Below are 15,582 nucleotides of genomic sequence, written 5' to 3'. Positions count from 1 at the left end.
GCGATATATTTGCCGCCAAAGACGGGTCTGCAATTTCGCGTCACCAGTTCCACAGGGTCCCGTCGCGCAGCCTCGCCACGGGAAGCTGGCGCGGTTCGTATTCGTATTTCGCGGCCAGTTTTTCGTCGATGTCGACGCCATGCCCCGGCGCCTCGCCCGCATGCAGATAGCCGTCGGCGAAGTGATAATCGTGCGGAAACACCTCGTCCGTTTCGGGGGTGTGGCGCATGTACTCCTGAATGCCGAAATTGGGCACCCAAGTGTCGAAATGCAGCGCCGCGCCCATGCACACCGGCGACAGGTCGGTCGCGCCGTGGCAGCCGGTGCGGATCTGGTAGAGACCTGCGAGATCGGCGATCCGCCGCAGATGGGTGATCCCGCCCGCATGCACGACGGTGCTGCGGATATAGTCGATCAGCTGTTCCTGTATCAGCGTGCGGCAGTCGTGGATGGACGCGAAGATCTCTCCCACCGCGAGCGGCGTGGTGGTGTGCTGGCGGATCAGGCGGAACGCCTCCTGGTTATCGGCGGGGGTCGCGTCCTCCATCCAGAACAGGCGAAACGGCTCGAGCGACTTGCCCAGCCGCGCGGCCTCCATCGGGGTCAGCCGGTGATGGACGTCATGCAGCAATTCGATGTCCGGCCCGTATTGGTCGCGCAGCTTTTCGAAAAGTTTCGGTGCATGGTTGAGATAGGCTGCGGTGTCCCACAAAGTTTCCGTCGGCAGCGCGGCATCGGCGGGTTCGTAATACATGTCGCCGCGTCCCACGCCATAGGCACCCTTCACGCCCGGCACGCCGCTTTGCGCACGGATCGCGCGATAGCCCATGTCGCAATACGCCCCCACCTGATCGACCGTCTGTTCGATGTCCGCACCGTTGGCATGGCCATAGACCAGCACGCCGTCGCGCGAACGCCCGCCCAGCAATTGATAGAGCGGCATGCCGGCCAGCTTGGCCTTGATATCCCACAGCGCGGTATCGACCGCCGCGAGCGCGGTCATCGCCACGACACCGCGCGACCAGTATCCGCCCTTGTAGAGAAACTGCCAGATATCCTCGATCCGCTGCGCGTCGCGGCCGATCAGATTGGGGATGACATGATCGCTCAGATAGGACGCGACCGACAGTTCCCGCCCGTTCAGCGTCGCATCGCCGATGCCGTACACGCCCTCGTCGGTTTCGATCTTGAGCGTCACGAAATTGCGGCCCGGACAGGTGACGATCACCCGTGCCGATCGGATCGTCACCTTCTTCCCGCCATTGCCCGGTTCCACCTTTATCTCCGCCATTCGATCCGCGCTGCGCGGTCGTCCAAAGTTATCAGACAAATTGCACGATGGCGCGCGCGGGGCAAGAATTTCTAGAGCGCGGCGAAACGTCTGGCCCGGTCGCGCAGTCCGGCGGCATCGCTCTCGGCATCGTCCGCCTCGGTCTCGGTGGCGCTCAGCAAATTCTCGATCACCCGGCCCAGATGATCGCGCATCGCCTGGCGGGCAGAGGCGGGGTCGCCGCTCTCGATGGCGTCGATGATCGCGCGGTGGTCATCGATCCGCGGCTTCACGCCCGAGCGGCGCGATCTTTCCAGCATCCCGCCCGACAGCGGCGAGCGGCGGCGCACGTCCCACAGCGTTTCGACCACCAGCACCACCGCCTCATTGCCGGTCGTGCGCGCGATCCGCAGGTGAAAGTCGCGGTCGGCGATCTCGTCATGCAATTCGCCGCGGTTCTCCTCGATCATGCGGCCCAGTATTGCGCGCAGATCCGCGATGTCGCCCGCCTGCGCATGGACGGCGGCGAGCGCGGCGGCCTCACCTTCGATCACCAATCGCGCTTCGGTGAGCTCGAAGGCGCCTATGTCGAGTTCGGCGGATGACAGTGCCGCGCCCGACGGGTGGCTGACATAGACGCCCGATCCGCGCCGCGCCTCGACCAGTCCCAGAATTTCCATGCCGATGATCGCCTCGCGCACGGTCAGGCGGCTGACGTCGAAGCGCTCGACCAGTTCGCGTTCGGGGGGCAGGCGGTCGCCGGGGCGATAGCTGCCCGCGGCGATGTCGGCCCGCAATGCCTCGATAATGGCGCGGTAAAGCTTTGGAGCGGCAGGCATGTCTTCTCCTGAAGGGTCGCGCCCCGATTACCGCGTCCGGCACGGCATGTCATCGCCGGTTGGGCAGGGCTGACCGAAACCTTCGCCGTGCCCCGGGGGGCGGCTGACGCTCCCCATTCCGCCGGTTGGCCTATCCTGAAGCCAGGGGGTTAGCGCGCGCCGGGGCCGCTGCGACCGTCGTCGGCGGAAGCCGGGCGCAGTTCCATCGCCTCAAAGCGCCAGACCGCGCCCTTGCTTTCCCCGCTGGCATTGGTCAGCAAATAGACCGCACCGTCCGGACCCTGTTCGACTTCGCGGATACGGGTGTTGAGCGGGATGAACTCGGTGCCCGCGATCGCGCCGCCTTCCATGTCGACACGCTCCACGCCGCCTGCCGACAGGGAACCAAACAATATGTCGCCCTGCCATTCGGGAAACATCTCGCCGGTATAGACGATCATGCCCGATGGGGAGCGGACGGGGCTCCACACATGGGCGGCGTCCGCATATTCAGGATATTCGCTCGGATCGGGAATCTCGACCCCGTCGTAATTGATGCCCCAGCTGACAACCGGCCAGCCGTAATTGGCGCCGGGCTTGATCTCGTTCAGCTCGTCGCCGCCCAGCGGGCCCATTTCGGTCACCCACAGCGCGCCGGTTTCGGGATGGACGACGGCAGCCTCGATATTGCGGTGGCCATAGGACCAGATCGCGTCATTCGCCTCGGGCCGGTCCACGAAGGGATTGTCCGCGGGGATCGAGCCGTCGTCGTCCAGCCGCACGGTCACGCCCAGCGTGTTCGACAAATCCTGCGCGGGGCCGAACTTGAACCGTTCGCCCAGCGCCAGGAACAGCTTGCCGCCGGGGCCGAAGGCGATGCGATTGCCGAAATGGTTGGGCCCCTCGACCTTGGGTTCCTGCCGCCAGATGACCTCGAAGCCCTCCAGCCTGTCGCCGGTCAGCGTCCCGCGTCCCAACGCCGTGCCCGCGGTTCCGTTCGGACCGGCTTCGGCGAAAGAGAGATAGACCATGCGATTGGTCGCGAAATCGGGGTGGAGCGCGACATCCATCAGCCCGCCCTGGCCCTTGGTGTCGACACTCGGCACGCCGGCCAGCGGCGCGGAAACGGTGCCATCGGGCGAGACGATCACCAGGTCGCCGGGGAGTTCGGTCACCAGCATACGCCCGTCGGGCAGGAAGCTCATGCCCCAAGGCGTGTCGAGGCCCGTCGCGATCTCGACCACCGAGATATAGGTATCTTCGGTCCCGATGGATTCGACCTGCTTGGGCTGATCGGGCGATTGCGCGCTGGCCGGAATGGCGGCGGCGGCGATCAGCATCGCGGGCAGGGTGACAAGATGGCGGGCGCGGATTTCACGCAGCAGGGCTATGGTCATGAGGTTCGGTATCCCTGTTGTGGAGCGTGGACGTTCGGGAGCATGGCGGCGATCGGCGATCCGGTCGCGCATCATTAATCTGAACCCCACACGCCGTTAACCGTTCCCCCCGGCGTTTTCAGGAGGGCGGGCGCTTTCAGGCGGTCGGGCCGCCGTGTTCGCGGGCGGAACCTTCGCTGTTTTGGCCCATTACCTAGGGACAGCCACCATTACATCCCTTGGCCGAAACGAGCCTGTCATGATCGAAAGAATCCGCCGCAACCTCCTCTCCAACCCCATCTACCAATGGGCCAAGGGCAGCCTGCCTTCGCTTTCCGCCACCGAACGAGAAGCGATGGAAGCGGGCGATACCTGGTGGGACGCCGACCTGTTCAGCGGATCGCCCGACTGGGAAAAGATGCGCGACATGGCCCCCGCGTCGCTGACCGAGGAGGAGCAGGCGTTCATCGACGGGCCGGTGGCGGAACTCTGCGACATGCTGGATGACTGGCAGATCTCGTCCGTGGACATGGATCTGTCGCCCGAGGTCTGGGATTTCCTGAAGACCAACAAGTTCTTCGGCATGATCATTCCCAAGGAATATGGTGGGCTGGGCTTCAGCGCCTTTGCCCATAGCGAGGTGAACAAGCGCATTTCCAGCCGGTCGGTCACGGCCGCGGTGACGGTGATGGTGCCCAACTCGCTCGGCCCCGGTGAATTGCTGATGCAGTTCGGACTGGACGAGCAGAAGGACCATTATCTGCCGCGCCTTGCCGACGGGCGGGAGATTCCCTGCTTCGCGCTGACCAGCAACGAGGCGGGATCGGATGCCTCGGCGATGATCGATCGGGGCGTGGTGTGCAAGCGAACCGTGGACGGCAAGGAAGTGCTCGGCATCTCGATCACTTTTGCCAAGCGCTATATCACGCTGGCACCTGTCGCGACCGTGCTGGGGCTGGCGTTCAAACTGTTCGATCCGGATCATCTGCTGTCCGATGTCGAGGACCGCGGCATTACCGTGGCGCTGGTCCCGACCGATACGCCCGGCGTCGAGCACGGGCGGCGGCATATCCCGTCCATGCAGGCATTTCAGAACGGCCCGGTGACGGGCAAGGACGTGTTCGTGCCAATCGATGCGATCATCGGCGGGCGCGACCAGATCGGGCAGGGCTGGAAGATGCTGATGGCCGCGCTGGCGGCGGGGCGGGGCATCTCGCTGCCCTCTCTGGCAACCGCGGCGGCGTGTCTGGCCGCGCGCACGGCGGGAGGATATTCGCGCATCCGCGAACAGTTCGGCATCCCCATCGGCAAGTTCGAGGGGATCAAGGAGCGACTTGGCCGCATCGCGGGCATCGCCTATGAGCTTGAGGCCGCGCGCCGCTTTACCTGCGCGGGGCTGGACCAGGGGCATCACCCCTCCATCGTGTCGGCCATCATGAAAGCGCATGCCACCTATCGCATGCGGCAGGCGGTGGACGACACCATGGACATCCATGGCGGCAAGACGATCATCGACGGGCCGAAGAACTATTTCGGCAATGTCTATCGCTCGGTCCCCGTGGGCATCACGGTCGAGGGCGCGAATATCGTGACGCGCAGCCTGATCATATTCGGCCAGGGCGCGATGCGCGACCATCCCTATCTGCTGAGGGAAGTCGTCGCGCTGGAACAGGGCGGCAAGGACGGGTTGGAAGCCTTTGACGAGGTTGTCTGGAAGCATGCCGGGCACATCATCAAGAACCTTGCCAGCAGCTTCGGCAGCGGCTGGACCGCAGGCAAGCTTGCCTATGGCGGCGGCGCGGGCAAGGTGAAGGGCTATTACAAGCAGCTGTCCCGCTATGCCGCGGCGCTGGCGACCTGCGCCGAGGTGGCGCTGATCTCGCTGGGCGGCACGCTGAAGCGCAAGGAAGCGATCTCGGCCCGCTATGGCGACATCTTATCCGAACTCTATCTGCTGAGCGCAGTGCTCAAGCGCTGGGAGGACGACGGCTGCCTCGACGAGGATCTGCCGCTGGTCGAATGGTGCTGCGAAACCGGCTTCCAGCGGATCGAGGACCGCTTCGACGCGATCTTCGTCAATTTCCCGGTGCCGCTGCTCGACAAGGTCATGCGCGCGGTTTCGATGCCGTTCCGCAGCCATCCGCGCGGCCCCAGCGACGAGGTGATCTTCGCCTGCGCCGACACGATCCTGTCCAGCGGCGCGCAGCGCGACCGCATCGCTTGCGGCGTGCATGTCGGGCCGGGACCGGTCGCCGATCTGGAACGCGCGCTCGACCTGGTGGAGCGGACGCAGAGGCTGCGCGACAAGCGCAAGGAGCATGGGCCTGACGCATTGAACGACGCCGAACGCGAAGCATTGGCAGAAGCGGAAGAAGCCGTCGCCATCGTGGTCGCCACCGATGATTTCGACCCCAAGGACCTTCGCGGTCTGGTCGTCCCGGAAGAGGAGCAGGAGCCATCCCCACAACAGCCCGATCTGAAGCTCGTCCAGTCTATGTGATCGACGGGCTGCGCACGCCCTTCATCAAGGCGCGCGGCAAGCCCGGACCTTTCAGCCCGGCCGATCTTGCCGTGCAATGCGGCAGGCCGCTTTTGATGCGCCAGCCATTCGCACGCGATGCGTTCGACGAGGTCATACTCGGTTGCGCGAACCAGATCGCGGGCGAGATGAACGTGGCCCGCGTCGCGGCGCTGCGGATGGGATGCGGCTACGCGATGCCCGCCTATACGGTGCACCGCAATTGCGGGTCGGGCATGCAGTCGCTGGACGAGGCGTTTCGCAATATCGCGCATGGCGACATGGACCTCGTGCTCGCCGGCGGGGCCGAGGCGCTGAGCCGCGCCCCGCTGATCCTGTCGGACGAGGCGACCGAATGGCTTGCCGTGTTCCAGGGCGCGAAGAGTGCGGGCGACAGGGCCAAGGCGTTGACCGATTTCAAGCCGTCGTTCCTCTCGCCCGAGATCGGGCTGAAGCAGGGGCTGACCGATCCCGTGTCGGGCCTTGCCATGGGGCAGACCGCTGAAGTGCTGGCCCACCGATTCGGAATCAGCCGCTGGCAGGCCGACGAATATGCGATGGAAAGCCACCGCCGCCTTGCGGAGGCGCAGGAGGAAGGCTGGCTGGATGACGAGGTCGAGCCGATGTTCGCGCCCGACGGGACCGTCTATGACCATGACGACGGCGTGCGCCCCGACAGCAACATGGAGCAGCTTGGCGGGCTGAAGCCGGTGTTCGAGCAATATGGCGACGTCACCGCCGGCAATTCGAGCCAGGTGACCGATGGCGCATGCTGGATGATTCTGGCGTCGGAAAAGGCGGTGGAGGAACACGGTCTGACGCCGATTGCGCGCATTCTGGACAGCGAATGGGCCGCTTTGGCCCCCAATATCATGGGTCTGGGGCCGGTTCTGTCCTCTACCCCGCTGATGCAGCGCGCGGAGCTGTCGCTTGGCGAAATCGAACTTTGGGAACTGAACGAGGCATTTGCCGCGCAGGTCCTTGCCTGCCTTGCCGCTTGGGAGGACAGGGATTTCTGCCGCGAGGTCTTGGGCATGGAAGGCGCGCTCGGGCGGATCGAGCGGGACCGACTCAATATCGATGGCGGGGCGGTCAGCCTGGGCCATCCGGTCGGCACCAGCGGCACGCGCATCGTGCTGCACCTGATCAATGCCTTGCGCCGCACCGGCGGCAAGCGCGGCATCGCCACCGAATGCATCGGCGGCGGGCAGGGCGGAGCGATGCTGGTGGAGGCCCTGTGATGAGCGATGTGATGGTAACGGCCAAGGAATATCTGACACCCAAGCCGCTGACCGGCACCGAAGGCAAGCGCGGCACGCATTGGCTGACGCATGAGGAAGGCCAGCGCATCTGCCTGACCCTCGACAAGCAGGATACGTCGACCAATACGCTCGACGAGCCGGTGCTGCGCGAACTCGACGGTCTGCTGGACGAGGTGGAGAAGGGCGACTGGAAGGCGGTGATCTTCCGCTCTGCAAAGCGTTCGGGCTTTGCCGCGGGCGCCGATCTCAAGCAGTTTCAGGGTATCGAAACCGAAAGCGAGATCCGCGCCCGGATCGACGAGGGTAATGCGGTGATCGACCGCATCGCGGCGCTGAAGCCCACCACCATCGCGGTGGTGCACGGCGCCTGCGTCGGCGGCGGGCTGGAACTGGCGCTGGCCTGCGATTTCATCGTGGCGCGTGACGATGCCTCTCTGGGTTTTCCGGAAGTGCTGGTCGGCCTGCATCCGGGGCTGGGCGGCACGGCGCGCTTTACCCACCGGATCAGTCCGCTGGAAGCGATGAAGCTGATGCTGACCGGCAAGTCGGTCGATGCGCGCAAGGCGAAAAGCCTTGGCTTTGTCGATGCGGTGGTGGCCGAACGCAATGTCGCCAATGCGGTCGACAAGGCCGTGGCCGGCAAGATGGAGCGGCGCGGCGGCGGTACGGCAGCGGCGGCGATGAACTTCTATCCCGCGCGCAAGGCCATGGCTGTGCAAATGCGCAAGCAGACCGAGGAAAAGGCCCCCAGCGAACATTACGACGCGCCCTATGCGCTGATCGAATTATGGGAAAAGCACGGCGGTTCGCTGGAGGACATGCTGGAGGCCGAGCATGCCTCCTTCGCGAAATTGCTGCCGACCGAGACGACGCAGAACCTGATCCGCGTGTTCTTTCTGCGTCAGCGCTTGCAGCAGAACGGCAAGGGCGGTTCCGGCATTACCCGCGTCCATGTCGTCGGCGCGGGCACGATGGGGGCGGAGATCGGGGCGTGGTGCGCGCTGAAGGGGATGGATGTCACGATCCAGGACCCCAGCCGCGAGGCGCTCGGCAAGGCGGTGGCGAAGGCGTTCAAGCTGTTCGACCGCAAGCTGCACGGCGCGGAATTGCTGCGCGCCAAGGATCGGTTTACGCCCGACCTGCACGGCGAAGGGGTGCGGCACGCCGACCTCATCATAGAGGCTGCGCCTGAGAAGCCGGAACTGAAAGAGACAATCTATGCCGAGATCGAGGAGAAGGCGCGGGGCGACGCGGTGATCGCGACCAATACCTCGAGCCTGAACCTCAACGATCTGGCGAAGCATGTGCAGAAGGCCGATCGCTTCGTCGGCATCCATTTCTTCAACCCGGTGTCGAAGCTGGATCTGGTCGAAGTCGTGCGCCACGAGGGCAGTTCTTCGCAAGCTTTCGAGACGGCGCAGCAGTTCGTCGGCGACATCGGCAAGCTGCCGCTGCCCGTCACCGCGTCGCCGGGCTTCCTCGTCAATCGCGCGCTGATGCCCTATCTTGGCGAGGCGCTGCTGATGATCGACGAGGGCATCCAGTGCGAGCGGATCGACAGGACCGCCGAGGAATTCGGCATGCCGATGGGGCCGGTGGAACTGGCCGATCAGGTCGGGCTGGATATCTGCCTTGCCGTCGCGGATTCGCTTGCGCGCGATCTTGACCGGCGCATGCCCCAAGTGCCCGGCTGGCTGCGCGAGAAGGTGGAGCGGGGGGAGCTGGGCAAGAAGTCGGGCAAGGGGCTCTACGACTACGATTCCGACGGCAAGCCGAAGAAGGACAAGGTGGACGGCCCCGTCACGCCGCGCCTGGCCGAGCGGCTGGTGCTGCCGATGCTGGATGCCGTCGCTTCGGCGATCAGGGAAGGCGTGGTCGAGGATGAAGACAGCGCCGATGCCGCGATGATCTTCGGCACCGGTTTCGCGCCCTTCCTCGGCGGGCCGATCCATTACGCGCGGACGCGCGGGTTCGGGAATATCGCCAATACGCTCGAACGGCTGGAGCGTGAGCACGGGCCGCGCTTCCAGCCGAGCGCGTGGTGGCGCCTGGCCGGCGACTGATGCGCCGCTTTGCCGATGCCGATGTGCTGGCCGGATGGATCGCCGAACGGCTCGGCCCCGAGATCGTCACCGGCCTGCCGCTGGGCATCGGCAAGGCGACGCATGTCGCAAACGCATTGTTCGCGCGGGCCAAGGCCGATCCTTCGCTGCGGCTGGAGATCCTGACCGCGCTGACGTTGGAACGCCCGCGCGCCTCGTCCGACCTGCAGGCGCGGATGCTGAAGCCGTTCGTGAAGCGCGTGTTCGAAGGCTATGTCGAACTGGATTATGCCGAAGCGCTGCGCTGTGACGGCCTGCCCGACAACGTCCATGTGTCGGAATTCTTCGTCAATTCGGGCAAGTGGCTGTCGAACACCGCCGTCCAGCAGCATTACACCAGCGTCAATTATACGTCGGTCGCGCCCGACATCATATTGCGTCGACCGATCAACCTGCTCGCCCAGCTGATCGCGGTGGACGAAAGCGGGCCGCAGCCGCGCTACAGCCTGTCGTCCAACCCCGACATCACGCTGGACGTGCTGCCCGAGCTGAAGGCGCGGCGCGAGGCAAAGGCGAAATTCCTGTTCGTGGGGCAGGTAAACCGCGACCTGCCCTTCATGCCGGGCAGCGCGGAAATGCCTGCCGAGGCATTCGATGCGATCCTAGACGATCCTTCGGCCGAGTTTCCGGTGTTCACCGTGCCGCGCAATCCGGTCAGCACCGCCGATTATGTCGCGGGGCTTCATGCGGCCAGCCTGATCCGCGACGGCGGCACCTTGCAGATCGGCATAGGATCGCTAGGCGATGCGGTGACCTATGCGCTGATCCTGCGGCACCGGCACAATGCGCTGTTCCGCGAATTGCTGGCGCGGATCACCGACGAGCAGCGCGAGACGGCTCCGTTCGAGGAAGGGCTCTATGCATCGAGCGAGATGTTCGTCGACGGTTTCCTCGACCTGTATGACGCAGGCATATTGAAGCGCCGTTCGGCCAGCGGCCCCGTGCTGCACAGCGCGTTCTTTGCCGGGTCGCGCGATTTCCTGAACCGGCTGAAGGCGATGCCCGAGGAGCGGCGCCGCGATTTCGACATGACGGCGGTGTCGTTCACCAATGCGCTATACGGCGGCGAGGAGGAGAAGCGGCGCGACCGGGTGCATGCGCGCTTCCTCAACAATGCGATGAAGGTCGATGTGCTGGGCGCGGCGCAATCGGATACGCTGGGCGACGGGCGCGTGGTCAGCGGGGTCGGCGGGCAGCATGATTTCGTCGAACAGGCGCTGGCTCTGCGCGGGGCGAATTCGGTGATCATGGTCCATTCGCACCGGATCAGCGACGGCGAGGCAGAGCCCAATATCGTCTGGCAGCTGGACCGCACGACCATCCCGCGCCACATGCGCGACGTGGTGGTCACCGAATATGGCGTCGCTTGGCTCAAGGGCGCGAGCGATGGCGAATGCATCGAGCGGATGGCCGCGATCGCCGATCATCGCTTTGCGAAGGATCTTATCGCCAAGGCCCGAAGTGCGGGCAAGCTGGCGAAGGGGGTCGAGGTTCACGCCGGGGCGAACCGGCCCGAACGGCTGCGCGATCTGCTGGCCGGGCCGCGCAGGGACGGGTTCTTTCCCGATTTCCCCTTCGGCAGCGATTTCACTTCGGAGGAGCGCACCGCATTGAAGGCTTTATCCCATCTGAAGCAGTGCGGACATTCGAAAACCGCGCTGGCCCGGACTTTCGCTTCAGGGCTCTTTGCGCGGCCAGATGCATCTCAGCAGGCGGCGCTCGACCGGTTGGAGATTGGTACGGGCATCAAGGACCGGGTCTATCGCGCCCTGCTGCTGGGCGCATGGAGGGCCGCTGGCTGAAGGGCAAAGGCGGCATTGCGGAAAATTGCGCTGTACCGGCATTAAGATTTGCCGGCTTTCGCCCTGTCGCGGGAAGGGGGCGCCCTGTGACATTGGGGGGCACAGGCGGGCATGGCTCTCGTTCCCGTTGCAACAGAGGAGAAAGCCATGAACACGAAAATGCTATTCAACAGCCTTATGGGCGCTGCCGCCTTGCTGGCCACCCCTGCGCTTGCGCAGACCGTGCCGCAATCTGATCCGATGCCGGGTTCGCTTCCGAACACGGCGGATCCGCGCGATACCATGCCGACATCGCCGATGCCTTCGGATGACATGATGCCGTCCGATCCCATCGCGACACCGGCGGATCGTGCCCTGCCGGATACGACGATGCCCGATCCGGCGGTTCCCGATACGACGGCGCCGACGATGGACACCGATGCCAATGGCGTCATGGACGCATGGGACCGCGACGGGGATTCCCGCCCGGATGCGTGGGATACGAATGCCGACGGCATGCCCGACAGCATGGATGACGATTACGACGGCGAACCGGACATGCCGCCGATGTGATCGACGGATGTGACATAAGTGGGGCTTTCACCCGGCCCTTGCGACGTAAGGCTTGGCCCGCCTACGGGGGGCACGTTCTTCTTGCCGCAATGCCAACACGAGGTGAAAGCCCGCTATGTCTCCCTTTGCTCGTATGAGTCGGACAGCGGCGGTCTGCGCCCTGTCTCTTGTTTCCGCGTCTTTCGGAACGGCGGCCCATGCGCAGGGAGATGCCGCGCGGAACCTTCGCGTGATGATCGACGCGGTCGAACCGGGTGCCGACGGGACCGTTCTTGTGAGGATGGTCGCAATCAATTCCGGTAAAGAGGCCGCCGCCGCGATGCCGGACCGGCTTGTGGCGACACTGACGGTTGATGGCGAGCGATATCCGATGTCGCTGGCCTGTGCCGCCGATGGGGAAGCGGTAGCGCCCGGACGTTTCGCCCTGACCGATTGCCGATTCGCCTTGCCGGTTGCGGCTGAAGCGGACCGAGAGATGCAATTGTCGCTCGCATCCTCGCCATCGGCCTATGCATTCGCCATGCCCGCTCCTTCGGTTCCCGCAAGCGAGAGCGATGATACGAGACTGGCGCTCGGCCTGCCGCTTGCCGACAGCGCGGTTCCTTCGGCAGAGCCGGATCGCGGTAATGCCTATCTAGGCAATCTGTCGGTCTATGAGCCGATCTATGGTGCCTATGGACCCGGCACCAACAGCGATGCGCGCATCCAGCTGAGTTTCAAATACCAGCTGTTCGGTGAGGCGGGCGATGTCGGCGGGGACGCGCCGATCGTGAATGGAGTTCATTTCGGCTATACCCAGCGCATGTTCTGGGATCTGGGCGCGGATTCCTCGCCGTTCCGGAACATCGATTTCATGCCCGAACTGTTCTACCTGCAGCCTGCGGTCGAGGTCGGTAGCAGTCTTGCGCTGGGCGGGCAGGTCGGCGTTCGTCACGAATCCAACGGGCGCGACGGGCTGGAATCGCGCAGCGCCAATACCGTCTATCTGCAGCCGGTCGGGACCTTCGACGTCGGCGACTATACCGTGTCCATCGGGCCGCGCCTGTTTTTCTATGTCGGCGATCTGGAAGATAATCCGGATATCCGCCGCTATCGCGGATCGACCGGCCTGCTGGTAGAGGTCGGACAGGACGACGGCCTGCGCCTCAAGACCAGCAGCCGGTTCAATTTCTCAAGCGGGAAGGGCGCGATCGATGGCGAGCTGTCCTATCCGCTGGACCGGATCGTGGAGACCGACCTCAATCTCTATGTCTTCGGGCAGGCGTTCGCCGGATATGGCGAAAACCTGCTCGACTATAACCGCCAGACGACCCGTCTGCGCGTTGGCGTCGCCATCGTCCGGTAACGGAAGCCGCAGTGGATCAGTGCCTGGGGTCCAGGAAGGGATAATCGATATAGCCCTCGGCCCCGCCGCCGTAGAAGGTATCCTGATCGGGTTCGTTCATGTCGGCCCCGATGCGGATGCGTTCGGGCAGGTCGGGATTGGCGATGAAGGGGCGGCCAAAGGTGATGGCATCGGCGCGCCCTTCGGATAGCGCCTCGCGCGCACGCTCTCCGTCATAGGAGCCGTTGCCGATATAGACGCCGTCGAACAGGGCGCGCAGCCGTTTCAGCATTGCGGTGTCTTCCTCGCTGCTGTCCTGTCCGAAGAATTGCTCGACCGCGTGGAGATAGGCCAGCTTGCGTTCGCTCGCCATGCGATAGGCGGCGCTGAAGATCGCTTCGGGATCGCTGTCGGATATGTCGTTGGCCTGTCCCAGCGGCGAGAAGCGCACGCCGACGCGGTTTGCGGGAAAGATGCCGCAGACCCGGTCTAGCACTTCGCCGAGCAGGCGCAGGCGGTTTTCGATCGATCCGCCATACTGGTCCTCGCGCCGGTTCACGCCGTTCTGCAGGAACTGGTCGAGGAGGTAGCCATTCGCCGAATGCACCTCCACCCCGTCGAATCCCGCATACCTCGCGCAGCGAGCGGCATTGGTGAAATCGTCCAGCGTGCGGGCGATCCCTTCGGCATCGAGCGCGACCGGCTCTGACGTGTCCTCGAACCCGTTCTCGGTAAAGGTCTGCGTCTCGGCACGAACCGCGCTGGACGAGACGGGCTGCGCCCCTTCGGGCAGCAGCGAGACATGGCTGATCCGGCCCACGTGCCACAGCTGGCAGAAGATCCGCCCGCCGCCCGCGTGGACGGCCTCGACGATGGGTTTCCACCCTTCGATATGGTCCTTGGTGTAGATGCCGGGCGTGTCCTTGTAGCCCTTGCCCATGGCGGAGATCTGCGTCGCCTCGGTGATGATCAGCCCGGCGGAGGCGCGCTGGCGGTAATAGGTCGCGGCCATGTCCGTCGGCGTGCCGTCCGCGTGCGAGCGATTGCGCGTAAGCGGGGCCATCAGCACGCGATTGGGCAGTTCGATCTCGCCGAGTTTCAGTGGCTGGAAGAGAATGTCGGTCATGTTGGGGGAGTCCTGTCGTTCATGCACCGGGAGGGGTGCCGGTGTCCTGGTCTTGCGGTAGGGGAATGGGGGTCGCGCCGCAGATTGTGCGCAGCGCGGATCTCAGCCCTTCCTCGATGGTCGGGTGATAGAAGGGCAGCTTGAGCAATTCGCTCGCGGTGGTCCCGCGCTCGATCGCCCAGGCCAGCATATGGGCGAGATGTTCGCCGCCCGGTGCAATCAGGTCCGCGCCGATCAGCGTGCCGTCGGGCGCCTTGGCATAGAGCGTGAGGATCCCTTCGTTGCGCCCGTCGACCCGTGCGCGGCCCTGATCGGAATAATCCGCCGTGCCGGTGACCGCGCCATCCGCTTCGCTTTCGCCGATGCTGGCAAGCGGCGGATCGGTGAAGATTATGCTGAAGGGCACATGGCGTTCTGTCGGGATCGGCGCGGGGAAGGCGGCGGCATTGCGCCCCGCGATGGCGCCGTCGTGCGATGCCTCGTGCAGCAAGGGGAGGTCGGATGCGGCATCGCCCGCAATGAAGATCGCGCTGTCGCCGCAACGCATGGTCGAACGGTCGTGGACCGGCACGCCCCTGTCGTTCAGCTCGATCCCGGCCTTTTCGATGTTGAGCGCGCCAAGGCTGGGCGGTCGTCCAATAGCAGCGAGCAGCAGGTCGAATTCCGCTTCGCCCTCGTCCTTGCCGCTCCAGCTTACGCGCACTCCGTTGTCAGTACGCTCGGGTTTTACATCGACGCCAAGGTGGACCGTCATGTCGCTGCCCACGATATCAGCCAAAGCGTCATGCACCTTGGGACAGCGGACCCGGCCCATCGTCTCCTCGCGGTCGAACAGGTTCACCGATACGCCCAAATGCGCGAAAGCCTGCGCGAGTTCGAGGCCGATCGCGCCCGATCCGACGACCGCCAGGCTGCGCGGCAGATCGTCCAGTTCGAACACGGTTTCATTGGTCAGCACCCGGTCGCCCAGCGCCGCGAAAGGCGGGGGGAGGGCGGCCTTCGATCCGGTGGCAATGACGATGGTCCTGGCCTCGACCGTCCGGCCATCGTCCAGAGCGAGGCGGTTCGGCCCGTCGAACCGGGCGCAGGCCTTCAGCGCGATGCCATCGGGCAGGCTTTCGAAGGATTCGCGCGTCATGCGGGCAAAGCGGTCGCGTTCGGACCGCACCCTTTGCATCACGGCGGGGCCGTCGATGCGCATGTCGCCGACATGGATTCCGAACAGATCGGCCTGCCCGATCCGGCTGGCCTCGCGCGCCGCCGCGATCAGCAGCTTGGACGGCATGCAACCGGTGTTGGCGCAGAGCGTGCCGCGATAGTCGGGGTCGATCAGCAGGGTCGACGCGCCGTTCTTGCGCGCCGCCCTTTCCGCTGCGAGGCCGGCGGTGCCGGCTCCGATCACCGCAACATCGCAGCGCAGCACCTCTGCCAT

The 15,582-nt window shown here is 64.9% G+C and carries 11 protein-coding genes; 6 read left to right on the top strand and 5 right to left on the bottom strand.

The window, feature by feature from the left end:
- Nucleotides 1–40: 40 nt before the first annotated feature.
- The 3 genes from manD to AC4FIJ_RS01940 form a co-directional block, all read right to left on the bottom strand.
- The gene (gene manD / locus AC4FIJ_RS01950) at nt 41–1,291 is read right to left on the bottom strand and encodes a D-mannonate dehydratase ManD (RefSeq protein WP_490335050.1); all 1,251 of its coding nucleotides are present in this window, start codon (nt 1,289–1,291) and stop codon (nt 41–43) included.
- A gap of 71 nt (nt 1,292–1,362) precedes the next feature.
- Entirely contained in the window at nt 1,363–2,109 is a 747-nt protein-coding gene (locus tag AC4FIJ_RS01945; RefSeq protein WP_490335049.1) for a FadR/GntR family transcriptional regulator, read from the bottom strand.
- 149 nt (nt 2,110–2,258) lie between these two features.
- Nucleotides 2,259–3,485 (bottom strand): PQQ-dependent sugar dehydrogenase, encoded by a 1,227-nt coding sequence (locus AC4FIJ_RS01940; protein ID WP_490335048.1) that lies wholly within the window; start codon nt 3,483–3,485, stop codon nt 2,259–2,261.
- A 238-nt stretch (nt 3,486–3,723) separates the two neighbouring features.
- On the opposite strand from AC4FIJ_RS01940, the gene AC4FIJ_RS01935 reads away from it, so the two are divergent.
- From AC4FIJ_RS01935 to AC4FIJ_RS01910, 6 genes are all read left to right on the top strand, one after another.
- The gene (locus AC4FIJ_RS01935; RefSeq protein WP_490335047.1) at nt 3,724–5,964 is read left to right on the top strand and encodes an acyl-CoA dehydrogenase; all 2,241 of its coding nucleotides are present in this window, start codon (nt 3,724–3,726) and stop codon (nt 5,962–5,964) included.
- Nucleotides 5,961–7,223, top strand: coding sequence for an acetyl-CoA C-acetyltransferase (locus AC4FIJ_RS01930; RefSeq protein ID WP_490335046.1), 1,263 nt, complete (start codon nt 5,961–5,963; stop codon nt 7,221–7,223). The genes AC4FIJ_RS01935 and AC4FIJ_RS01930 overlap by 4 nt, the downstream gene beginning before the upstream one ends.
- Nucleotides 7,223–9,307: a 3-hydroxyacyl-CoA dehydrogenase NAD-binding domain-containing protein gene (locus AC4FIJ_RS01925; RefSeq protein WP_490335045.1), complete on the top strand. Its 2,085-nt coding sequence runs from the start codon at nt 7,223–7,225 to the stop codon at nt 9,305–9,307. The genes AC4FIJ_RS01930 and AC4FIJ_RS01925 overlap by 1 nt, the downstream gene beginning before the upstream one ends.
- Nucleotides 9,307–11,148 (top strand): acetyl-CoA hydrolase/transferase C-terminal domain-containing protein, encoded by a 1,842-nt coding sequence (locus tag AC4FIJ_RS01920; RefSeq protein WP_490335044.1) that lies wholly within the window; start codon nt 9,307–9,309, stop codon nt 11,146–11,148. The genes AC4FIJ_RS01925 and AC4FIJ_RS01920 overlap by 1 nt, the downstream gene beginning before the upstream one ends.
- Before the next feature lie 147 nt (nt 11,149–11,295).
- Nucleotides 11,296–11,700 (top strand): hypothetical protein, encoded by a 405-nt coding sequence (locus AC4FIJ_RS01915; protein WP_490335043.1) that lies wholly within the window; start codon nt 11,296–11,298, stop codon nt 11,698–11,700.
- Between the two features lie 232 nt (nt 11,701–11,932).
- The gene (locus tag AC4FIJ_RS01910; RefSeq protein ID WP_490335140.1) at nt 11,933–13,045 is read left to right on the top strand and encodes a phospholipase A; all 1,113 of its coding nucleotides are present in this window, start codon (nt 11,933–11,935) and stop codon (nt 13,043–13,045) included.
- Between the two features lie 16 nt (nt 13,046–13,061).
- On the opposite strand, the gene AC4FIJ_RS01905 is transcribed toward AC4FIJ_RS01910, so the two are convergent.
- The gene (locus tag AC4FIJ_RS01905; protein WP_490335042.1) at nt 13,062–14,150 is read right to left on the bottom strand and encodes an alkene reductase; all 1,089 of its coding nucleotides are present in this window, start codon (nt 14,148–14,150) and stop codon (nt 13,062–13,064) included.
- Between the two features lie 19 nt (nt 14,151–14,169).
- On the bottom strand, nt 14,170–15,582 hold the full coding sequence (locus AC4FIJ_RS01900) for a dihydrolipoyl dehydrogenase (protein WP_490335041.1): 1,413 nt from the start codon (nt 15,580–15,582) through the stop codon (nt 14,170–14,172).

It is taken from the genome of Croceicoccus sp., assembly GCF_983967925.1.
Note: the sequence above shows the minus strand (reverse complement) of the source record. Positions and strands in the feature narration are given on the sequence as shown.

Bases quoted from the DNA above. Each gene is read 5' to 3' on its own strand.
- AC4FIJ_RS01920 (WP_490335044.1), top strand. From the start codon at position 9,307: ATGCGCCGCTTTGCCGATGCCGATGTGCTGGCCGGATGGATCGCCGAA.
- AC4FIJ_RS01925 (WP_490335045.1), top strand. From the start codon at position 7,223: ATGAGCGATGTGATGGTAACGGCCAAGGAATATCTGACACCCAAGCCG.
- AC4FIJ_RS01935 (WP_490335047.1), top strand. From the start codon at position 3,724: ATGATCGAAAGAATCCGCCGCAACCTCCTCTCCAACCCCATCTACCAA.
- AC4FIJ_RS01905 (WP_490335042.1), bottom strand. From the start codon at position 14,150: ATGACCGACATTCTCTTCCAGCCACTGAAACTCGGCGAGATCGAACTG.
- manD (WP_490335050.1), bottom strand. From the start codon at position 1,291: ATGGCGGAGATAAAGGTGGAACCGGGCAATGGCGGGAAGAAGGTGACG.
- AC4FIJ_RS01915 (WP_490335043.1), top strand. From the start codon at position 11,296: ATGAACACGAAAATGCTATTCAACAGCCTTATGGGCGCTGCCGCCTTG.
- AC4FIJ_RS01900 (WP_490335041.1), bottom strand. From the start codon at position 15,582: ATGGCAGAGGTGCTGCGCTGCGATGTTGCGGTGATCGGAGCCGGCACC.
- AC4FIJ_RS01910 (WP_490335140.1), top strand. From the start codon at position 11,933: ATGATCGACGCGGTCGAACCGGGTGCCGACGGGACCGTTCTTGTGAGG.
- AC4FIJ_RS01945 (WP_490335049.1), bottom strand. From the start codon at position 2,109: ATGCCTGCCGCTCCAAAGCTTTACCGCGCCATTATCGAGGCATTGCGG.
- AC4FIJ_RS01940 (WP_490335048.1), bottom strand. From the start codon at position 3,485: ATGACCATAGCCCTGCTGCGTGAAATCCGCGCCCGCCATCTTGTCACC.